The organism is Streptomyces sp. CNX435, from assembly GCF_059570575.1.
On the sequence record NZ_JCANTA010000013.1, the window covers coordinates 1 to 21,159 of the forward strand.

15 protein-coding genes, 2 pseudogenes and 1 CRISPR repeat array are annotated in these 21,159 nt (G+C 67.2%); of the genes and pseudogenes, 5 read left to right on the forward strand and 12 right to left on the reverse strand.

What is annotated here, in order from left to right; all coding sequences use genetic code 11:
• The coding region (locus tag T328_RS21250; RefSeq protein WP_496497707.1) for an IS630 family transposase at positions 1 to 584 on the forward strand (584 nt) is incomplete at its 5' end.
• Between the two features lie 435 nt (positions 585 to 1,019).
• Here the strand turns inward: T328_RS21250 and T328_RS21255 are convergent.
• Positions 1,020 to 1,742, reverse strand: coding sequence for an NUDIX hydrolase (locus T328_RS21255; protein WP_496497708.1), 723 nt, complete (start codon positions 1,740 to 1,742; stop codon positions 1,020 to 1,022).
• 86 nt (positions 1,743 to 1,828) lie between these two features.
• On the opposite strand from T328_RS21255, the gene T328_RS21260 reads away from it, so the two are divergent.
• From T328_RS21260 to T328_RS21275, 4 genes and pseudogenes are all read left to right on the forward strand, one after another.
• On the forward strand, positions 1,829 to 3,583 hold the full coding sequence (locus T328_RS21260; protein WP_496497709.1) for an AbeC-like domain-containing protein: 1,755 nt from the start codon (positions 1,829 to 1,831) through the stop codon (positions 3,581 to 3,583).
• On the forward strand, positions 3,580 to 4,512 hold the full coding sequence (locus T328_RS21265) for a 5'-methylthioadenosine/S-adenosylhomocysteine nucleosidase family protein (RefSeq protein ID WP_496497710.1): 933 nt from the start codon (positions 3,580 to 3,582) through the stop codon (positions 4,510 to 4,512). The genes T328_RS21260 and T328_RS21265 overlap by 4 nt, the downstream gene beginning before the upstream one ends.
• A gap of 35 nt (positions 4,513 to 4,547) precedes the next feature.
• A complete protein-coding gene (locus T328_RS21270) occupies positions 4,548 to 5,210 on the forward strand; it encodes a hypothetical protein (RefSeq protein WP_496497711.1) in 663 nt (220 codons plus the stop codon).
• Positions 5,211 to 5,554: 344 nt separating this feature from the next.
• Positions 5,555 to 5,897, forward strand: a pseudogene (locus tag T328_RS21275) (hypothetical protein); the annotation flags it as partial.
• A gap of 1,242 nt (positions 5,898 to 7,139) precedes the next feature.
• On the opposite strand, the gene T328_RS21280 reads toward T328_RS21275, so the two are convergent.
• From T328_RS21280 to cas3, 11 genes and pseudogenes are all read right to left on the reverse strand, one after another.
• The gene (locus tag T328_RS21280) at positions 7,140 to 7,739 is read right to left on the reverse strand and encodes a hypothetical protein (RefSeq protein ID WP_496497712.1); all 600 of its coding nucleotides are present in this window, start codon (positions 7,737 to 7,739) and stop codon (positions 7,140 to 7,142) included.
• On the reverse strand, positions 7,736 to 11,077 hold the full coding sequence (locus tag T328_RS21285; protein ID WP_496497713.1) for a DUF3558 family protein: 3,342 nt from the start codon (positions 11,075 to 11,077) through the stop codon (positions 7,736 to 7,738). The genes T328_RS21280 and T328_RS21285 overlap by 4 nt, the downstream gene beginning before the upstream one ends.
• A 35-nt stretch (positions 11,078 to 11,112) precedes the next feature.
• Entirely contained in the window at positions 11,113 to 11,625 is a 513-nt protein-coding gene (locus T328_RS21290) for a hypothetical protein (RefSeq protein WP_496497714.1), read from the reverse strand.
• Positions 11,626 to 11,708: 83 nt separating this feature from the next.
• Positions 11,709 to 11,918: pseudogene (locus tag T328_RS21295) on the reverse strand (M24 family metallopeptidase); the annotation flags it as partial.
• Positions 11,919 to 12,225: 307 nt separating this feature from the next.
• A CRISPR array of direct repeats spans positions 12,226 to 12,680; the repeat unit is 28 nt; unit sequence CGGATCACCCCCGCGTGTGCGGGGAGCA.
• 19 nt (positions 12,681 to 12,699) lie between these two features.
• Entirely contained in the window at positions 12,700 to 13,392 is a 693-nt protein-coding gene (gene cas6e, locus T328_RS21300) for a type I-E CRISPR-associated protein Cas6/Cse3/CasE (RefSeq protein ID WP_496497715.1), read from the reverse strand.
• Positions 13,393 to 13,421: 29 nt separating this feature from the next.
• Complete coding sequence (cas5e, locus tag T328_RS21305) at positions 13,422 to 14,201, reverse strand: type I-E CRISPR-associated protein Cas5/CasD (protein ID WP_496497716.1); 780 nt, start codon at positions 14,199 to 14,201, stop codon at positions 13,422 to 13,424.
• On the reverse strand, positions 14,198 to 15,424 hold the full coding sequence (gene cas7e / locus T328_RS21310; protein WP_496497717.1) for a type I-E CRISPR-associated protein Cas7/Cse4/CasC: 1,227 nt from the start codon (positions 15,422 to 15,424) through the stop codon (positions 14,198 to 14,200). The genes cas5e and cas7e overlap by 4 nt, the downstream gene beginning before the upstream one ends.
• Before the next feature lie 14 nt (positions 15,425 to 15,438).
• Positions 15,439 to 16,062: a type I-E CRISPR-associated protein Cse2/CasB gene (gene casB / locus T328_RS21315; RefSeq protein WP_496497718.1), complete on the reverse strand. Its 624-nt coding sequence runs from the start codon at positions 16,060 to 16,062 to the stop codon at positions 15,439 to 15,441.
• Entirely contained in the window at positions 16,059 to 17,798 is a 1,740-nt protein-coding gene (gene casA, locus T328_RS21320) for a type I-E CRISPR-associated protein Cse1/CasA (protein ID WP_496497719.1), read from the reverse strand. Before casA ends, casB begins: the two co-directional genes overlap by 4 nt.
• 82 nt (positions 17,799 to 17,880) lie before the next feature.
• Entirely contained in the window at positions 17,881 to 18,282 is a 402-nt protein-coding gene (locus tag T328_RS21325; RefSeq protein WP_496497720.1) for a hypothetical protein, read from the reverse strand.
• Positions 18,279 to 20,855, reverse strand: a complete 2,577-nt coding sequence (cas3, locus tag T328_RS21330; RefSeq protein ID WP_496497721.1) for a CRISPR-associated helicase Cas3' — start codon at positions 20,853 to 20,855, stop codon at positions 18,279 to 18,281. Before cas3 ends, T328_RS21325 begins: the two co-directional genes overlap by 4 nt.
• Between the last annotated feature and the right edge of the window lie 304 nt (positions 20,856 to 21,159).

Below are 21,159 nucleotides of genomic sequence, written 5' to 3' on the forward strand. Positions count from 1 at the left end.
CGGAGAACGCCCTGGTCCTCGCGGTGGACGAGAAGTCGCAGATCCAGGCGTTGGACCGCACCCAGCCGATGCTGCCCATGGCACCGACGACGCCGGCGACGGTGACGCACGATTACGTACGCCACGGCACGACCAGTCTGTTCGCGGCCCTGGACATCGCCTCCGGGTCGGTCATAGCGCAGCACTACCGCCGCCACCGCCACCAGGAGTTCCTCCGCTTCCTGAAAACCATCGACGCCGCGGTCCCGAAGGACCTCGACCTGCACCTGGTGCTCGACAACTACGCCACACACAAGACCGAGGCGGTGAAGAAGTGGCTGATCCGCCACCCACGCTTCCACCTGCACTTCACCCCGACCTCCGCGTCCTGGCTGAACCTCGTCGAGCGCTGGTTCGCCGAACTCACCAACCGCAAACTCCGCAGGTCCGCGCATCGGAGTGTCACCGAGCTGGAGCGCGACATCCGGCAGTGGATCAACGAGTGGAACAAAGACCCCAAGCCGTTCATCTGGACCAAGACCGCCGACCAGATCCTCGACACCCTCACCGCATACTGCCAGCGAATTAACGACTCAGGACACTAGGGAAGTCGAGGTGACGGCTCCATGCCAGGAGTACGACTCGGTCGGGGCGAGCGAGGGCAATCTGAACGACGTTGCCTCTGTCTAGCAATGTTAAGGACTCTCAACTTCCGCCATGGGGTCGGTCGGCAGGCTTGTAGCGTGTCTCCGTATTGGCTGCTTCCAGGGTTCAGGGGGTCCGTCGGCAGTTTCTGACCTGGGTGGACGGGGGGCGGCCAGTCTTCGGTCGACAGCGTTGAATGCAACTGAAACTGTAACCGCATCTGGGGTCCTCATGGGCGGTTGGCGATGGCATCGCTGATGTATTTGCTGCCGAGGATGGTCAGCGGCGGGCCGCGATCGCGGAACTGTGGGCCGCCACTCGCCTTTTCAGGTCTGCAGATGCAGTTTGCGCAGCTGGCGGGGGAATGGGATGGGAGGAAGCCGGCGGTGGGCGGGCTATGCTCCGTGTCCGTTGCTTCGCAGCAAAGGCGGGCTGAGCAGCCACGCTTCCCCCCGGCGGTAGAGGGCGGCTGGGCGTCCGGTGGGTGGTAGTCGCTGTTCCCCGGTGGCCCGCACGAAGCCCTTGGTGTTGAGCACTTTGCGGCGAAAGTTGCTCGGGTCGAGGGGCTGCCCCCAGATCACCTCGTAGATCCTACGCAGCTCGCTCAACGCGAACGACTCTCCGCAGAAGGCCGTCGCGATGGCGGTGTACTCCAGCTTCCTGCGGACCTCCTCCAGGGCGTCCGCGATGATGTCGGAGTGGTCGAACGCCAATCGGATGGTGGCGCTCGTGATGTCCGACACCGGGGCCCAGTAGGCGCGTTCGGCGTCGGTGCCGCCCACGGGCACGGGAAGGTCCGGCCCCAGGGCGAGGTAGGCGATGGTGACGACGCGTCCTCTTGGGTCTCGTGGCGGATCCCCGTAGGCGCCGAGTTGCTCCAGGTGAAGCCGGCTGCCGTCGATCCCGGCCTCCTCCCGTAGTTCGCGCAGGGCGCCGGCGCGCAGGGTCTCGTTCTTCCGGACGTAGCCGCCGGGCAGCGCGGCTCGGCCGAGGTACGGCTGACGCCCGCGATCGATCAGGAGCACCATCAACTGCTCGCTCCTGACGGTGAAGATCGCCAGGTCCACGGTGACCCACGACGGCTCCACCTCGGCGGCGCCCTTCAACTGGTCGTTCATCAGAGCCCCTAAAGGTCATATTGACTTAAAGATGCCTGGGCATTTATGGTCTCATGGACCTTAACCCCGCGAGGTAGGGGCACAGCATGATCAGTACACATGCACTGCCGGCCAAGGAAACGGTCGATGAACCCACCGCGGCCACGCGCCACTTATGCGCGGGCGTGTACGTCGACGAACGATTCCGCGACCTTGTGATCGACGAGGTGTGCACTGCCCCGTACCGGAGGGTCGCCCCCTCCTACGGGTTCGACATCGTCCCCGTCATGCGCCACGCCTGGCGGGCCGCGGCGCTGTCCACCGTCCTGCGCGTGGCTCTGGTGGGAGCGGTGGCCGTCCCGGCCCTGGCCGGCGCCCTGCCGTGCGCCGTCCTCGTCGGGTGCGGCCTCGCCCTGCTCTGGCTGCTGCGCGTCACGAGGATGCTGCGGGAAGCCGATCGGAAGCGGCAACCGAAGAGGACATCGAAACGCCGCGAGTGGGAACACGCGATCATCAAAAGCGACTTCCTCGGGCTGGTCTTTCCCTGGAGGAAGACCGAGAAGCCGCCCGTGTTCCGGCGTATCCGTGTCGTCGCGCTCTCGGTGACCGCGACCGGCGCGGTCGTCGCGGTCTCTCATCCGGGCCAGGCGCTGGTGGCCCTGGCCGTCGCCACGGGCACGGCGGTCTTGTGCCTCGGGGTAGGCGCCACGCGGCAGCTGATGCTCAACCGCATCCACCAGGCACGGAATCTCCGGCCCGCACGCCTGTCCGGCCGGCAGAGGGCGGCGGACCTTCAGCAGCGGCACGCCTGCGCGGTCTACCGCCGGCCCCGCCACAGCGAGGACGACGACGATGAGGAGGAGGGTCTCACCTTCTTCACCGTCTTTGGGGACAGATCACCCTTCGTCGGGGCCGGTGAACTCGTCTATCAGTGGAACCCGCCGATGAACATCCAGCTGTTGCGCCCGAGCGACGACGACGGCGCACAGCTCCATGACCTCGAACACCGGGAACCGCCTTTCCAGACGCACGAACTGGTCGACCACCTGCGTGATGCGATGCGACTGCTCGACACCGACAGCCAGGATGTCCGGCTCCCCATCCAAGTCCGCGACCGCGTCTACGTGGCCGAGACCGACGTGGCGGCGGACCCGTCCCTTCTCGCACTGCCCCTGGACGACGCCGAGCTGCGAGCCGTCATCAACACCCCGGGAGCCAGACGGCACCACTTCCTCGAAGTCACAGCCCCCATGGCGGGTTCGGAGTTCGTTGCGACCGTCCTGCTGCGCGTCAGCGTCCAGGGAAGGACCTTGAGTATCTTCATGGCGGCCTGCGTTCTCGCCCACACGCCGCGCTCCTTCCAGCGGACCGAGGAATTCGGTCAGCAAGGCGCCATGGCCGTGGTCTTGTCCGCGTTCTGCGAACTGGGTGCGCTGCCACAGGAGATCCAGAAGTCGTGGCGGGTCGTCCGTCACCTGCGTGCCCTGGGAAAGGCCGCCGTGCTCCCCCGCGACCTCACCAGCGAGCCGAGGCGCAACATCTTGACAGGAAGCCGGGTGAGCATCAGAGAGAAGGCGAGTCAGGCGTGGTCCAAGGTGCAGCTGGAAAAGAGCGATATCCTGGGCCAGATGAAGACGATCGAGCTGAGGTTGCTCCGGGCCGCCAGTGACTTCCTGTCCACCAAGGACGTGGACATATCCGAGTTCACCAACCGCGCCCTGAAGATCATCAACAGCGGGATTTTCAACTTCGGCGACAACAACAGCTTCGACAACAATGCGGTGGGTGACGCGGCCCACGTCGGCGCCGCGGGGAATCAGCCCGCGGGCTCCGGCAACTCCAGCGAAGGAGGAAAACAGTGACCGGCAACCGAGGCATCATCAGCAACGGGAGCAACAATAATTTCAGCAACAATGCCATCGGAGAACATGCCAAAGTTCTCGGGGGAGCCGCCCCATCTCACGTCGGCGACGCCGCTGGCGGCGACAGGAGCGACTCCGATCCCACGTCCACGTGGGACATCGGAGTAGTCACTATCCTCAGCGATGAATTACGCGCCGTGATAGACGAGTTGGACCTGCGGCGCCACAAGGAACCCGGCGGCCTCTACTTCTACCGGGGCAGCCTCACCACTCCGGATTCGACCGTTCGTGTGGTGGCCGCCCAGAGCCAGAGCCAGGGCCAGCGGTCGGCGATGGCGGCCCTGGAGAACCTGCACCGCCACTACGCGCCGCGTCTGTGGGCCATGGTCGGCGTGGGCGGCGGCATCGACACCGAGCGTGCACGCATCGGCAACGTCATCGTCTCCACCGATGTCGTCTACTACGAGAACCGCAAGATCAACCCACACGGTGACATCCGGCGCCGCGGGGAGCACCGCCAGGCACCTGCCCCGGTCGTCCACGCCGTCAACGCCTTCTTCGCGGAGAACGGGATGCCGGCACACCTGCGCCGACGACTCCGCTCGCGCGCCCCGGAGGAATTCGACGTCTACCCGGGACTGATCGGGTCGGGCGAGGCCGTCATCGCGGACCGGGACAGCGAGATCCGACACTACCTCAAGGGCTACCACGAGAAGGTCCTGGCCGTGGACATGGAAGCCGGAGGGCTCAGCCAGTACTGGCAGGAGCACTCCGTCCACGGTGCGGAGAACCCCGGCTGGATCGTTATCAGGGGGGTGTCTGACAACGCCGATGAGAAGAAGGGTCACGAATATCACGAACTCGCGGCCCGGAACGCCGCGCACGTCTTGCGGGAACTCCTTCCCTTCATCTGCTCACCGCAGTCCTGACGGGTGATGCCACGCAGTCACAGGAGATGGTTCGGATGACCCCCTTCCTCCTCGGGATAGGCAGTTCACTGATAGCCAGCGCGATCGCCCTCGGGTTCGGCCTCCTCCGCAGCTCACGCCCGCAGTGGTGGCTGATCGCCGCCTGCTCCTCGTTCACCGGCACCGGCCTCCGCCGCGTCTACCGCCAGCAATCGTCCGCCGAACAGGACATCGCACGTGACCTCCGCCGTGCCCGCTGGATCAAGGTGTTGTCAGGACGCGGAAACGTACTCACCCGCGAGGCATTCTCCCCTGTGTGGTCCGGGGAATTGGCACCCGACTCCGTCCAGGTCCTACTACCCGACTCCCAGGCCCGAGGAGACTCCTGGCTCGATCGACGCTCGCATGACATCGAGCGGTTCGATCCCGGTTACACTCCTGACCTGCTTAGGAGCCAGGTGCGGACGAACGTGGACTACCTCGCCCACGTCACGTCCTCGCGGAGCAATGTCGAACTCCGCGAGTTCAACCTTCCCAACACCTGCCGTGTGATCGCAACGGACCATGCCGCCTTCCTGACCTTCTACAGCAGCTCCACACACGGCAGGAACACGCCTTGCCTGTACGTCCGGGCACCGAGCCTCTTGTACACCATCGCCCTTCAGCAGTTCGACATCGCCTGGATGCACAGTTCCCCCACCCACCCCACCCATCTCTGATGTGCTCTCTGAAGCCGCCAGGCATGCGAGCGTCGAGACACAAGGTGGGGACTGCTGCGTGATCAGGTGGCAGAGGGGTTTACGCAGCCAGGGCTGCGGTTGGGGTCATGATGGTCTCGTACTCGACGGGGCCAAACGGGCCACGCGTCTCTGACGTCGACGCCGGTAGTAGGTGCGCCCGATCCAAGTCGCGATCGCGATCCGCAGTTCCCCCGCTCGCCGTCAGGTCACCACGACCCGCTGCCTCCACGGATGATCCTCACCAGGCGCTGCCCCTCGTCGTCATCGATCTCGCGCACCCGTACTCGTTCTGACGCTCGCACAGCATGACAATCAAGGGGGATGGGGTCCGGAACGGCCGGCTGCACAACGCCCGGCACACCGTGGCCACGGTGCTGATGCTCCTTGGCGTGCCGGATCGTGTCATCGACATGATCATGGGGTGGGAGCCCGGGTACATCCGCGCGCATGCGGGCGCGGTACCTGCACGTGCCGGATGCTATGCGCAAGGACGTCGCCCAGAAGATCGCCCGCGCCATCCGGGGACCACCCGAAACACCCTCTGTGGACAAAAACCAGGACAACGAGAGCGGAGAGCCACGACGAAGGGCCCTGCTGAAGAACAGCAGAGCCCTTCGTTTTGCCTGGTCAGGCGGGGTGCGGAGGATACGAGATTCGAACTCGTGAGGGTGTGAACCCAACACGCTTTCCAATTCGCCGTGTGTGCGTCCGGGGTGGGCGGCGGGGTTCTGACCTGTGGCTGAGCGGGCCTGGGGCAGAGTGTCGGACGGCGGTGGACTGACGTGAATGCCACCAGAACTGCAACCAGGCGGACCGCCTTGACCGAGGCAAAACCTGTCGCCGTTCGGTGCTACGCCTCTTCGCCGCTGACCGCCACTGCCGCGCAGTTCGCCGGGTTCGCCAGTTTGTCCGGCGTTTTCGGCCTCACCATCCGGTCCGTGGCCGGACGGGTTGAGCAGCACCTGCCTTGGTTCACCATCGTCTTTACAGGCACCGGGTGACGCGGACCGGTGTCCGCGTCACCCGGTGCCGCTCACTTGCCCACCAAGGTCGAGGCGGGTGATGGTCACCGCGGCGGTGGGAGCACCCAGCCTCGCCAGTCTGCTCCGCGGCCTGCGGTTCACCCCGCGCGTGCGGGGAGCACCTCCTGCGGCCCCTGCCGGCCTACAACGTCCGCGGTTCACCCCCGCGTGTGCGGGGAGTACTGCAGCATCTCCAACGCAAGGTTCGCCGCGACCGGTTCACCCCCGCGTGCGCGGGGAGCATGCCAAGTTCAGCACCAACGACTACACGGCCCTTGGTTCACCCCTGCGTGTGCGGGGAGCACACTCGTTGCGCCACGGTGCGAAAGACGAGGGGCGGTTCGCCCCTGTAGGTCCTCAATCGGAGTGTCCCATTCCAGCGGGCCCGCCTGGGACTTCTCGATCGTCTCATTCGTGGGCCACGGCTGTTCCGTCTCACGATCTTGTCCCTTGAGCTACCGTCCTGTCTGCTGGCATGCGATGGTCTCTACCGGTTGGGGTCGGTCTTTCCTTGGCTTCGACGGCTGTCCTCGGCCGGAGCCATGAGGAATGCTGCTCAGGCTCATCACCGCTTCCCGCGTGTTGACAGGCCACCCACTACCGTTCGCGCACACCGCGACGGGCGGATACGGCCGCCTCGATGCCGTGCCGGCGCTGGCCGAAGTTCAAACAGATTGCGTCCGCCCGTTCGGTGAGTTCTGCAAGGCCGCGTAGTCGGCGTATCTCCCGGCCGAGGGGGGGTGCACCGAAGCCAAGTCCCGGTGGGTGGGAACGAAGAGGCATTCCTGACGGTCTGGGAGCCCTTCGCCCCTGCGGTGTCAGGTTGGCTCCGGTTCCCGCTGGGGGCGGTGGCGCTCCTGATGGTCGCGGACCGCAACCCTGACCGTCATGGGCTGCCCCACCGGCACTCCGGGGCACGGCGGAAAGCGGCGGTGAGCGCGGCGTCCTCCTGGAAAGGCATCCCGTGGAAGGTCACCAACTCGAGGCGGGCGAGGGTGTACGGGGCATGGAGCGTCTCCGCACCAATCCACTCGGCGTTCTCCGTGTACTCGAAGAGCTTGGAGTACAGCTTGTCGATGTCCTTGCGGTAGCTGTTCAGTAGCTTCCTTCCGGCTGCCGTCGGCGCTTGGTCCATTGCCGCCAGTCCCTTTCTGGTCCTTCCGACGTTGTTGAGCGTTTTCCTGAGGAATGCCTGGATGGGCTTTCGGTCCGCTTCGGTGGTGTTCTTGGTGATCACCGGGGCGATCATATTCGAAAGGGAGACGGCCTCCATCGGCTTGTCCGCGGTGCATAAGTCGGCCATCCATGAGGCGAGTTCGGCGTTGACCGCGTTGCTGGGGCGTGGCTTCGCCGGCTTCGCATGGTCCTTGGGTTCTGCGGCGGTGCCGCTGCACGCGGATGTTGCCAACAGCAGGGCGAGGAGCGGCGTCAGGTGACGGCGCATCGTGGAGACCTCCAGGGGAATTTGAATGAGTTCACCGGTCATCTGTCATCCGTCGGCAGGCCGTGGAGGATGACGGTGGCGAGCGCGGCCCCTGCCGTGCATGACTGCTGTGTGGTGCCGGAGCCTGTAGGTGTGACCTTGACTGTGAAGGACTGGTCATGCGGCACTGAGACGAGGGTGAAGCAGGCGCGGCGGGCGGGCACTTGTAGGGCACGGCGTCCGCCGACCCGTAGGGGCTCTTCCCCGCGGTCGCGTTCCGCATTGTGGGTCCCGTCTCCCCAGGCGTGGGGCTCGAAGGTGACGAGCCCGTACTCGGTGAGCCACTGGCACTTCCGCGCGTGCTCGTCGGCGGCCGTTTCGGCTCCGGGGCTGAGGCCGATGGTGCTGACGTCGTCGTCGGTCAGTACGGTGCAGGGATGGAGGGTGGCGCCGCCGCTCAGCGGGCCCGCGAGTCGAATGGCGGGGGGTTGCCCTGGACGGCGCAGAGGAGCGCCGCCTTTGGTGCTGTACCACTCGGACGTTTCGCGGTGTTTGATCAGGGCGATGGTGACGGCGCGAGCTGAGATGCTGGCCGCGTTGATGTCGGTGACCGCCGCATTGAATCGGCCCATGTCCCAGGGATCCAGGGACTGCAGGCAGGCGTCGGCCGCACGTGCGGTGCGGGTCAGGGCCGCGTCCCAGTCCTTCTGCAGCTGTGGGTGAGGAACGGGTAGGAACCGCTCAGCTGTATCCGTGTGGCGTCTCATGCGGGAGCACGTCGTGCGCAGCTTGTCCAGGTGTGTCCTCGATGTCAGGCCGCCGAACTTGGTCGCCGCCACCGCGTAGTCGTCGTGATCGGACAGCAGTACCTTCAGCTGTTCCACGCCCCCCACCGCCTTCCACGCGGCGACACGGAAATCGGCTTCTTCAGGCGTCGGTCGGGGCACTGCCACGATCTGCTGGGAGGTCTCAGTGTCGAAGCTGAGGGACAGGGTCGCGAGTGCGGTGCATGCCACCACCACACCCACTCTGCGCCCGAGCAGGCGTGGGGAAGACGAGGGCCGCCGGTCCATCCGGGTCCCTGTCAGTGTCCGGATACGCTTCGGTCCTGCCGCGCCGAGCGCGAGAACGGCAGCGTGGGTCAGCACGATCGCCAGGGCCGCGAGCAGAACGCCGATCCCCAGGGTGGTCGCGACCAGCGGGGGCATGAACTGCCAGGCGGCGTCCGGGTGCCACTGGCATGACTCTGTGGTGACACCGAGCGGCACACCGCAACCGTCGGCGTTGAGCAGCGCGAACACGCAGGTGAGGGCCACGAGACCGGCACCGGCTGCCGCAATGAGGGCCCGGACGAAGCGCTGGCGGCCCACCACCAGGCAGGTGACGACCGCCGTCACGACCACACCGGCGCACAGCAGGACCTCCATCCACACGGTGGCCAGCCACTGCCACAAGGGGAGGATCGGCCGCGCCGTCGCATCGGGCGGTTTCATGAGAAGTGCGCCGAGCACTGCCCCGGTACCGCTCAGCAGGCCGCCGACTACTGCCGCCGCGACCACGGGACGCAGCGACGGCATGGTCCAGTTCCACATCCTCGCGGTCTCGTCCCCCGAACCAACGGCTCGGAGTCTCCACACCGGGATGCCCGAGGGTGGGCGCCGGGTCCACGCAAGCAGCGCGAACACCCACAGAACGCATGTGCTGACGTAGATCAGCCGGTGCGTGGCCACGTGCTGGCTCACCACCAGCCACCGCAGGAGCCAGTCCGGCGCCCGCTCGTCCCACGCTGCGGCGTCGATCCCTGTAATGGATGCCGCCAGCTGCCGTACGGGCAGGGAGCCGGTCACATGAGGGCCCAGGACCGTATCCCATTTGGTGAACCACGCGCCGAACACGCAAGTGGTCGCCGCAAGCCCGGCCAAGTGACCCGGCAGCACCGAGCGCCCGCGGCTGGAGTGCACCCACAGGTCGGCGCACTGTGCATTCCACCACAGCAGTGCCGCCATGACCGGCACGATCAGAAGCAGCCCCGCCGGCCGCGGCGGCAGCAACTGGGTGCTCGTCTCCTGGGATGTGACCAGTTGACCGAGCACGATGCCTGCCCCGAGCGCTAATCCCGCGCCCAGCCCGGAGGGCGAATCCCGGCCTGTGACCGCCGCATACGCGACCGCCCGCCACATCGCGTTTGCGGCGATACCGGCAACCAGGACCGCGGCCAGCCACGGGACGATCTGCATCGATGTTCTGAGCGCGCCGATGCTGAGCACACCTAGCTGGTCGGCCACCAGGACCGCCGCCGCGCCGGCCAGGAACATGGGCAGGGGTGTGACGGCGAACAGGCCCGACGGGTCCTCGGCCATCCGTAAGCGCTCATCCCACCGCGGGTGCGTGCGCCACAGCCGTAGAAACGCGTCGAGCTGTCGAATGGACCACTTCCGGCTCGCGTCACGACCGTCCTGCGCCCGTCCGTCGTCGGGTCGCCCGCCGAGGCCGGGCAGGCGCGCGATGTGCCTCAGCGCGTCCGCGTCCGCGTATGTCTCCCGGGTGCGCAGCACGTCGGCGCGCGCCAAATAGACCAGACCGGCCAGCACTGCCGCTCTGACCAGGTCCTGCACGGTTCCCTGCCACGGCTGCCGCCACACGCTGACGCCGGCCGGCGACGGGGCCGGGAGGAGGCTCACCACCGCGTAGGGAAGGAGCACCGCCGCAAGGAATGCGCGCCACAGGGCGACGCCCGCGTAGGTGATGTCCACATCGCGATTGCGGATGTGCGCCAGCTCGTGCAGCACCACGGCCCGGAACCCCTCCGGGTCGGTGGCACGCTGCACAAGCAAGCCCCCGTGCAGGCACACGGTGTACCGCCCCATGCGGCCGAACACCACGGCGTCCACGGCCGTCGACACCGTGTCCACGACGAACTCAGGCGGCGTTGACAGCTGTGCGGCGGCGACGAGTTCTGCCAACTCGGCGCTCAGGCCACCGGCATCGGCGCCCCCCTCGGCGGCGTATTCGGCGAGCGGCACCAGGCGCCTGCGGTGCCGGCGCCAGCGGGGAGTCGCCCAGTACGTCACGAAGGCGATCAGCAGCACGGCCGCGGTGGTGCCGACCGTCCAGCGCAACGCAGCGTCGTGGACGTCCGCCGCACATGCGGCGATCGCGCTCATGGTGCGGTCCGGCGGTACGGCCGCCAGGACACCGCTCATGTTCTCGATGCCCCCGGCGCCGACGCACAGCGCCTCGCGGCCCCCCGAAAACCCGTCGTCGTACGGCGTCAGATCATAGAGAAAGGACACACTGCTGGCCACGATGAGCAGCAGGAGCAGCACGAAACGCAGCGTCGTGCCCGCGTTCACGACGCGCGTGTCGACGTGGACGGCGTCTTCGTCCCGCTCTTCCTCCACGTGCCCGCGGGTGGGCTCGTCCCCCGTGAGCCGGCTCATTCCGATGAGGGCGGCGGCAGCAGCAACTCCACCGCAACACTGTCCGCGAGGGCCTGGGCGCGTTCGGCGTCCATCCCGACCGCCTCGGCGCGGACACGCACTTTGTCGCGCACGGCGGCCACCTGGACCGGCGTCAGCTCGGGAACGGTGGGGGTCGTGGCCCTGCGCCAGGGAAGCCACCGACGCACCGCGGGGCCGAAGCGCGGCATCACACCGTCCACCCCCTTCCTGACCATCTGGTCGAGAGCGGCCCAGACCACAGGCGCCACCAACGGGACGAGATACTCGAGTCCGAAGCTGAGCGGGTCGTGGCGGCACCTGTTCCGGCTCAGCAGACGGAGTCCGTCACCGTCGTCCGGGCAGCGTTCCAACACCGCGTCAAGCAGCGGAAGTTCCTCCGGCGCGGTCTGCGCGACGACGGCGCGTACCACCGCGCGCACGGTAGGCCGAGGGCGACCCCCGACCGGCGGCTCCGGGGCTTGTGCGGGCGACGCCTCGCTCTCGCTCATGGGGACCAAGGCTAGCTCCGCGACCGGCACGCGAGAGGTCTTTCGCGCACAACAACCCTGAATGGCGTCGAGTTGGGGCGGCACTCGGCGACGGCCAACTCTCGAGCCGTGTTGCTCAGCCAGCGCCCGCCATTCTCGGTCATCGTCACGATGACGTCGACTCGATACGTGCGCCGAACCGGCCCTGCAGGTAGATTCTTGGCGAGACGGAGAAGCAGATGCCGCCGGGCACGAGTGGGCGGTTCTCACCCTCGATCACGTAACGGGGGTTCGTGCGTCGTGACGTCGATGCCGGTCGCGAGTACGGCGAGAAGCAACGCACGCTGACGAGCCTCGCCCGTGAACGCGACGTCACGAGGTACTCATTGCCACAGTGGCCAAATCCTGGGAAAACCCCACTCACAGCCGCGGAAGCGTTCACAACGGCATCGTGAGAATCCGGCAGCCTGAATGCGACAGAACAGAAATACGTCTCATGGCCCTGTCCCTTGGGCCGGGCAGAGGCCACCGTCAGTGAGAAAGAGTCACCGGAAATGCGAGTCTACAACCCCCGCGGTGCGGGGAGCACAACTCATCCGGCGTCGGAGTGGTCAGCAGGGTGGGTTCACCCCCGCGGGTGCGGGGAGCACTCCTCGGCGGTCGGGATGGCCAGTCCGGTCGACGGTTTACCCCCGCGTATGCGGGGAGCACGGCGAGGCGCTGGAGCGGCGCGGTGGTGAGGACGGTTCACCCCCGCGTGTGCGGGGAGCACAAGCAGTTCCCAGTGCTGCCGGTGGGCGTCAACGGATCACCCCCGCGTATGCGGGGAGCACGACCAGCGTCGGATACGGGGCGTCGACCTGCTCGGATCACCCCCGCGTGTGGGGGGAGCACGTGCAGCTACCCGCGTGCTCGCGCTGCATCATCGGATCACCCCCGCGTGTGCGGGGAGCACGTGGCTTCGGTGCCGCACTCGGTCCACGCCACCGGATCACCCCCGCGTGTGCGGGGAGCATCCGCGCAGCGCCTCGTAACGCTCGGCCGGGAACGGATCACCCCCGCGTGTGCGGGGAGCATCCTTCCTGTTCTGCAGTTTCATCCCGCCTTTGCCTGTTCTTGACTAATACCCGTCTCGGTCCGGAGTGGGAGGATGCTCAGCATTCCGCATCCGAATGCCTTTCCTCGTCCCACGCCGTTCACGATGGCGTCCTGGAGCGTCGCAGCGTCCACTACTGTCGCTGTGCCGTCGAACTGCGCTACGGCGTGCCGCATTCCCCGTCCTTTGATCCGATGGCCGCTATCCGTGGCGTCCGGGCGGGGGATCATGACCATGGTCTCCAGCGCCAGGCCGGCCTTGCCTGCGCGGCTGAGCCACCATTCCTCGGCCTGCTCCCCGTGGAGGGCGACCCGCTGCCCGGGCCTGCCCGGCCCGGTGTGGCCGCGGGCGTACTGCTTCGAGGGGTTGGCCGTGAGGCGGTAGCGCACTCGCATGCCGTTTGTGAGGGAGTCCAGCAGGCCCTTCATGCCGATCACTCCTACGTCCCCGTAGCCGTCCGGTAGCGCCGAGACGTCGGGGCGCTGGCTGCTCTGGATAAGTACTCGCATCCCCGCGCCTGCGGATTCGACGCGGAAGAGCACGCCACCGGAACGGCGTGGCTGTTCGCCGAGATCATCGGGGAACAGGGACATGACGCGGCGGTGGAGACCACCGGCGTCGGCGAGGTCGCGCAGCACGTCGGCGCGGTCGAGGCGCGGGGTGATGCGGGTCAGCCAGAAGGGCGAGGACATGGCTCTCCATTGGGGCGGGCGATCCGTTGTCAGGCGAGTGGCGGCGCCGAAGCGGGTGTCAGCAGCTCGTTGGTGAGGGGCACATGGCCTTCGAGGACGGCGCGTGGCTCGTAGCGCCGGTTGTGGTGCTCGAAAGAGACCGGGTGGTCATAGCGCAGTTCCGCGCGCGCCGCGGCCGACGCCGCCTCGGTGTTGTTCGTATCACGCGGCAGGTCGGTGATGGTCCGCAACCAGACCTCTTCTCCGCGCTCCAGCGCTCGCCGTGCGCGTTCACGTTGCGGCTTGCCGTCCTCCAGCCATGGGTGCTGCGTCAGGACGGCCTCCATCGGCTCGCTTAGCTGCGCAGGGCCGCCGGTTGGCGGGGGAACGATCGGCCGGGCCGGGAGGAACGCCTTGCGGCCGAAGAACAGCGGCCACTCTGGACGCCGTAGTTGGGCGTCCAGGCTGTTGATCAGGTCGGGTTCGCCTTCGAGTACGACCAGGAAGAGCGCGTGGGCGAGGTAGTAGCGGCGGCTGAGGATCGTCCTGGGTTTCTTGCCGTCGGTGTTCACCACGCCGCGCGCGGTCTGGTAATCCTCCTCCAGGACGCCCTCGCGTTCCACGCGCACCCCCATGCGCAGCCGGGCGAGCTGCGAGATGCGTTCGGTGTCGTCGCGACGTACTCCGGAGGCGGCGCCCAGCAACCCGACGATGCCGGACTTGGTGGGCTCGGCTGAGGTGTCGCGCCGCGCGAAGCGGGAGCGGATGCCCCAGGACTGCATCGGCGCGTCCAGACACAGCACCAGGGAGGTGGGCTGCTGGGACGTCACCGGCTGGCTCCCGCGGCGGTGGCGAGGCTGGTGACAAGCTCGTTGATCGAGTCGGCATGCTGGGCGTCGGTGATGTCCGGCAGGGTGGCGTCGATGGAGGCGTAGGCGCTGTGCGTGAGTTCCTCGTCGCCGTAGAAGGTGCGGACCTGCTCGAAGTGGTGGGCCAGGCGTTCCCCGGACTCGGTCATGATGTCGGGCACGCCGGCCACGGGGCGGAGAAAGGCGTTGGCGAGGTTCCAGGAGCTGTGGGTGCGGACCACACCGAGTACGGCGCCGACAGGGGTGGAGGCTGCCATGGTGTTCTGCTTGCCGGTGGGGATGGCGCGGATGAAGGACTGGAGCCAAGCGCGTGTGGCACGGCTGATCAGGTCGGCGTCGTCGCTTGTGCCGGCGACGTTCTCGCGGAGCTGGCAGAGGTTGAGGTTGGCGTAGCGGTAGTAGCAGGCGGCGTTGAAGTCGACAGTGCCGATCATGTCGGCGCCCGGCCCCGCGTCTTCCTTGTAGTGATCCATCGCGGTGTAGTAGTCGAACTCGTTCGCGACCGTGTGGGTGGACAGCGCGTGGGCAACCTGGCAGGCGGCGTCGATGTTGAAGTCGGTGTTGTCGGCGAGCATACGGCCGAAGAGCGCGATGTCCGCGGCGGTGGTTACCTGCCCCCGGAAGATGTCCAGGGCGGCCTCCTTCGCCGCGTCTGTGAGTGTTTTCGGCTTCGTGGCCACCAGCTTGGTCGCCGTGCCCTCGTTGTCGTCTTTGTCACCGGTCTTCTTCTTACCGGCCTTTTCTTTCTTCTCTTCAAGGCTCGCAATCGTCGCGTCGGCCTTCTTCTTCAGCTGCGTCCACTGTTTCGTGCAGTAGTCGGCGAGTCGTTGAGCTGCGCCCTTGTCGACGAACAGCAGGTATTGAGTCAGCCCGTTGGGTTCGGTGCCGGCCCTCATGCTGGTCAGTGCGTGCGCGGCGACGAGCAACGCGACGTTCTCGTCGCACTTCTTCTGCTTCATCAGCAGCGGCTTGGTTGCGTCGCACAGCCGCTTGGTACGCCATCCGAGTTCGGAGCCATCGAGGCCGTGACTGGTGAAGAGTTTCCGCGCCGCTGCCTTCTGCGCCTGGCTGGAGATCCGGGCGCGCAGGTGCCCACCGAAGGTGGCCGTCTTGGGCTGGCCGAGGTCGTCCCGGTTCAGGTTGCTGACGGGGAAGGACTGCAGCACATGAAGCTCGATCAGCACGTGGACACTCCGGTTCAGGTAGTGGGGGTCGGCTCGGATGAGGGCTCTGGCGGAGAATTCGGGCCCGAGGACTTGGCGTAGTGGTAGTCACGGGACCAGGCCAGGCGGATCTGCTGGCGACGGTCTGCCAGCCAGCCGCGCGGGTCCGGGTTCATCAGGACCGTCAGGTCGTCGAGGAGCCGTGCGATGTCGTAGGTGATGCCCTTGGTGCGCAGCAGCTGGATGCTTTGGCGCAAGTAGTGATGTAGCGCTGGACCATCGACAGACACCAGGTGCACGAAGCGCCGCAGCACAGCGTCCTCTCCCCGCTCCCGGGCGAGTTCGCCCATGGCCCGCCCGATGGTGCGCGCGTAACGGCCGGGTGCGGGCCGAGGCTGGGGCGAGAGCGCGTACAGCCCGGCCACTTCCAGCCAGACCTTCTCCTCGCCAAGCGGTGGATTGAGGTCGTAGATGATCTGGTACGCATACGCCTCACGGACTGGCCCGGAGAAGCACCGGCGCAGTACGGCCAGTCGGGCGCGGGCTTGCTGCTGCGCGAACTCGTTTCCCCCGTTGATGCTCTGGTGCAGCTTGTACAACCAGTCGACGAACTCCCGCCGCGCGCTCTGCACGTCCGCGACTTCGGGATCTGGGCTCATCCGATTGCCTCTCCGTCTTCGTCGTCGGCGTCGTCGATCCAGTCGTCCATGGCGCGCCGGAAGGTCGTCAGGGCCGTGCGTCGGCGGTTGCCATAGGCGGCGTGGACGGCGCCGGCGGCTACCGAGGCACGTTGGCGGCGCAGCTGTGCAGTCATCCACTGCTCAGCGGCCCGGTCCGCCAGCCCCAGCACAGTCTGTAGCCATTGCTCGCAGCACTCGCGCCGGCGTCGCGCGTCGCCGAGGTCCGCGCCCAGGTCGCGCAGAAAGTCACCGAAGGGCGCATCCAGGCGGGGCCAGTAGAGGATCTCCAAACTGAGCCTGGCTTTCTCTTCTGGGCGCCGCTCACCCTTGCGCTTGGGTGGCGCAAAGCTGGAACGGTATTCCAACTGAAGCAGGTGCAGGGCCCTGCCGAGGGAGTCGGCCAGTTGAACCGCACCGCCGATCAGCTCGCCCAGGTCCTCGTCGTGCGCACGCAACAGCGCCACCGGTACTGGGACGGATTCTTCCTTCCACGCGTCCACGGTGGCGGCCATCTTCCCCAGCTGCTGCCCGAAGACCCGAAGGGTGTAGACGGTGTGGTCCGGAATCAGCTCGCGGGCCACGGAATCGGCGATGTGGGTGAGCGCGGCCGGGCGTCGACGGGCGAAGACCTCGCCCACTCCCGGAGTCGCCCGACCGGACCGCTGTGCTGTACGGGTGGCGGTCGTGGGGCGGTCCCCGTCGTTATCGCGCAGCAGCAACTCGACGGCGTGACGCCACACACCGAGCAGGGGCTCCAGCTTGACCGGCTTAAGGTCCTGCCAACTACGGCGCCCCGGCTTGGATGCCCGGTAGGCGGCCATCAGCTCGTAGAGAGGCAGCTTCTTCTTGTCCAGTGTGGCGCCCGGTGTACGGACGATCTCGTACACCATGGGTCCGGCATCCGTATCCCGGGCACGCAGCAGGGCATGGCGCGACGGCCAGGTGAGCAGGTCCGTCCAGCCCTCTGGATCCCGTGGTAAGGGCTCCAGGCTGCTCGGCTCATCGCGCTCCCACAGTGGAGAGTCCTTGGCGGTGGTCATCGCGGTGGGTGCGCGGCCGACGGCGTAAGGCACCAGGTTCAACGTCAGCGTCTGGTGCAGGTTGGCGCCCTCGACCAGGGTGCAGCCGAAATAGTTGGCAGGCCCCCGCTCGGACTTTCTCTCCTTGCTCACCGGCGTCTTGGTGCCGCCGGGGTCGTACGCCATGAGCGTGACGAGCCAGCGGGCCGCCTCGTCCGCCGGGATCTCGATTCGCCGTGTGGCCGGAGTGTGGTCGAACAGCGTGGCGTTGCTCCCGGTGGAGCGGTACGACACCAGCTCGGCGACGCCGTTGAAGTCCCGGTCGATGTCTTCGCCGTCCGTGCCCGCCCCCTTGCGGATCGCCAAGGAGCGGCACTGCAGGAAGGGGTGGTCAGGGTGGAACAGGTCGAACCGGCCGGCCCACTTGGTGCCGTACTCGCCCAGCTCGTCCTCGGGTAACCCGCTCTCGGAGCACCACAAGCGCTGCCAAGCCTCCGTGTCCGCCGGCCCGTAGGCGCGATGGGCGACGGCCAGCAGCAGGCGGTGGAGCGCGGCGGTGACCGGTGGAGCCTCGGCGACCAACCGGCGGTAGCGCCCGGCATGCACGAGCGCCTCGAAGATCCCGACCTTGGTCAGGGCGCCGTCATCGTGCTGAACAACCGGCAGCCACGGCTCCGTGAACAGGTCGAACTCCACGCTGGCCCCTCCCTCACCCCAACGCGAACGCCCAGTTTTACAGAGGCAGCGACGACTGAAAGGCGGGTTCGCTGAAACTCCCTCAGCCGGTCTCGTCACCGTCCACGATCAGCCCGATCCGAGGCCGGTACGAGACGCGCACTCCAGCGATCTCTGCTATCCCGGAGGACGGCAGGACCAGTGGTCGGGCCTGCTGCAGCCACACACAGCTACGGAACAAGGGCGGCACCCCCGTGTCGCGCAGCGCGAGCACCAGCCGAGCCGGTACGTCCTCCACGGCCTCAAGCCGCAGCAGCGAGGCACGCAGCCGCTCGATGACGCCTACGTCCGCCGCAGCCGAGAGATCTTGGAGATCGACCGGGGCACCGCCGGCCTGCGGCAGCACAGGTCCGTGCTCACCGTCTCGGAACAGGACTGCGACGGTGACGCTGGGTCTGGAGTAGGTGCTCGCGTCGTCATCCATCAGGTCATCGAGCGAGGTCATCCGGTCCGGCCGTCCTTCCGGGTGTCGGAACCGCTGCCGGTGCGAGTGTTGCGCGCGCTCTCGGGGTATTCGGTCAACTCCCCCAGATCCAGGCCGGGCAATGGCGAGGGGATCTGGATGGCCCGCGGATGAATGCTCTCCGTCTCCCGCTTGTACGTATGAGCCGTCCCGTGGACACGTCGCCACTGGTACTTCCACGCCTTCGGGTGCTCTAGATCACGGTTGAGGTCGTAGACGAAGTCCACCAAGTCCTGCACCTCCTCCGGGCAGCGGATCTCATCCCTCTCGTGGAGCAAGGCCCAGGTACGTACGAGGACCGCCTCGTCGTAGACGCTGCGCGTGTAGGCGGGGAACGATACTTCGCAGCCGCCGACCCGAGGGTGATGCTTGTACGTGATGCCTGTAAGGGCGAGCCGCATTGGGAGCTGCTGGCGATCTGGACGGTGGTGGCGCTGCAGTCGACCGATGCGCTGGATAAGGCTGTCGACGGGTGCCACAGCGCTGACCATGGCGTCGAAGTCGACATCCAGGCTCTCCTCCAGGATCTGGGTGCCAATGACAACAGCGCGCTTCGGACGGGCACCGACGCCAGGGTCACCGGGCTTGCCGAACTTCTGCCGGATCGATGCCTCGACCGAGGCCCGGTCGCCGGCTGTCAGCTGGCCGTGGATCAGGAGGACCTCGGGGCGTTCCTCATAGGTAAGGCCCAGGGCGGAGATAAACCTGGCCACGTCGGCGGCGGCCTTCCGGGCATGTCGGACAACATTGTGGACAATCGCCACACACAGCCCCTGCATGGCCTGATCGACGGCCCACTGGGCCGCCTCCACCGCGTCGAGCTTGTGCACCAGCTCGATCACTCGACCGCGGTTGAGATCAGAGGCATCGACCGGCCTCGGCAGCACTGGCTGATCGACGTCGGCGCCCGCCCACACCACCCGCGGATATGGACACGTCGACGGTGCGGAGTCATCCGCGGTCGCCAGCAGTCGATGCACGGGCGTACCGAGCGCTCCAGCTCGCCAACTCGCGACCAGGCGCCTCTCCTTGTGCGCCGGGAGAGTCGCCGACAGCAGCACGACCGGGACGCGCAGCGCCCCCAGCCACTCCATCAGACGCTCCATCAGCGTGGACATGTGCAGGTCGTAGCCGTGCACCTCATCGAAGATGACGACCTTGCCGGACAGGCCCACAAGCCGGACGAACACGTGCAGCGATCGGATAGCACCCATCAGAGCCTGGTCAACCGTGCCGACGCCGAGCGGCGCAAGCAGCCCACGCTTGCCGGCAAACCAACTACGTGCGCGCCGACTGCCCGGCCCGTCTCCGCCGTCTGCCTCCTCCTCATCGATGGCGAAGTCCTCTTCGTCCACATTTTTCGGATCGGGCCGATAGGGCTTTGGCGCGTCGGCACGACGGGCCGCCAGATACTCCGCCGCGTTACTGTGCAGCAACTCCAATCGATACGGCTCACCCAGTGAGACGAGTAGCTGATCGGCCACATCGAACGCCTGGTTGCTGCTCACCCGCGACGGCATGGCGACGAAGAAGCCATTCGACTCCGCGACTCCAGCCAGCGTCGCGGCGGCCTGCAACGCCGCCTGGGTCTTGCCCTCGCCGGTCGGTGCCGAGATGACGAGGACACCCGGGCCGTCAGCGGCCATGGTGACGCTCTCCACCACCTCCTGAATCGCACGCGGTGCCTGTTGGTGAGGGAAGAGCGCACGGAATGTGGTGTCTGCCGGGGGCACCCACCGCTCCCAACGCAGCCGCTCGACCTTGCAACCCTCTGCCCTGCGGGCGACGGCGGTGTACTCGTCCAGATCGACGTCCAGCTCCGCGTAGTCGGCCGGCGCGCGATCAGAGGCCAGCCAGTCGCTCACGGTTGTCAACGCGGCGAGCGCGAGCGCGGCCTGGGAATCAAGTTCCACCTCACGCCATGGCAGCGTCCGCGGGTCCGGCAGCCTCCACGCGAGGCGAAACTCCTCGACCAGGCGACCGTGCACCTCGGCCCAGTTCTTGCCCCCGCCGCCGTTGCGATTGCGGCCGGCGGCGCGCACAGTGGCCAGTCGGGGAACGGTGCCGTGGTGCCCGCCGAGCACCCGAGCAACGGTCATTGAAGTCTCTGGAGTCGCGCCCCACTCACGGAGTGTGGACTCGACGCGCGACGCGGTGATGACGCCGTGCGGAACGTCGGATCGCAGCCCCGGCGTCAGATGTCGGCGGGTTCGTAGCACTGCCCGCGCCAGGGCGGGGTCGAGGAGTTTGGCGGCGATGTCGGACCGCAGGCCCTGAAAGGCGGGCGAGCATTTCCCCGCATCGTGTAGCCCACAGAGGAACGCAATCCAAGACCGTGCATCGCCCAACGGTACGAACGAGGCGACGAGCCGGTCGCGCAACTGCCGCCCCAGCAGACGCCCCAGCAACTCCTCGGCGACTGCAGCAGTGTCGATGGCGTGGCAGATCAACGGATGCGGCTTCTCACCCCGCCCTGCCTTCCCCCACACCCGCCGGACATCCGTATGCTCGGGCCCGTCGAGTTCCTTACCATCTTCCACCATGGACATCACCATGCCGCGACCACATCGCGGGCGGGGACGCTTCCGCCGATCCTTGACAACCGAAGTGACGCAAAAGCGCGGATCTCGACGGTAACGTCGCAGGTCACGAAGTGTCCTCCCCGCACGCGCGGGGGTGAACCGAAATCGTCAGCCGTGCCGGAGTGCTCGCGATGGTCCTCCCCGCACGCGCGGGGGTGAACCCGTCACCGGCAGGTGCTCCAGCAGGCTGCTCGTGTCCTCCCCGCACACGCGGGGGTGAACCCCGGCCGCGGATGTGGAGCAGGCCCTGCGCGAAGTCCTCCCCGCACACGCGGGG

What these genes read in the sequence shown, in the direction of transcription:
- T328_RS21270 (WP_496497711.1), top strand. Translation starts at nt 4,548, where the DNA reads ATGACCCCCTTCCTCCTCGGGATAGGCAGTTCACTGATAGCCAGCGCG.
- T328_RS21255 (WP_496497708.1), bottom strand. Translation starts at nt 1,742, where the DNA reads ATGAACGACCAGTTGAAGGGCGCCGCCGAGGTGGAGCCGTCGTGGGTC.
- T328_RS21290 (WP_496497714.1), bottom strand. Translation starts at nt 11,625, where the DNA reads ATGAGCGAGAGCGAGGCGTCGCCCGCACAAGCCCCGGAGCCGCCGGTC.
- cas6e (WP_496497715.1), bottom strand. Translation starts at nt 13,392, where the DNA reads ATGTCCTCGCCCTTCTGGCTGACCCGCATCACCCCGCGCCTCGACCGC.
- T328_RS21325 (WP_496497720.1), bottom strand. Translation starts at nt 18,282, where the DNA reads ATGACCTCGCTCGATGACCTGATGGATGACGACGCGAGCACCTACTCC.
- cas3 (WP_496497721.1), bottom strand. Translation starts at nt 20,855, where the DNA reads ATGGTGATGTCCATGGTGGAAGATGGTAAGGAACTCGACGGGCCCGAG.
- T328_RS21280 (WP_496497712.1), bottom strand. Translation starts at nt 7,739, where the DNA reads ATGACCGGTGAACTCATTCAAATTCCCCTGGAGGTCTCCACGATGCGC.
- T328_RS21260 (WP_496497709.1), top strand. Translation starts at nt 1,829, where the DNA reads ATGATCAGTACACATGCACTGCCGGCCAAGGAAACGGTCGATGAACCC.
- casB (WP_496497718.1), bottom strand. Translation starts at nt 16,062, where the DNA reads ATGAGCCCAGATCCCGAAGTCGCGGACGTGCAGAGCGCGCGGCGGGAG.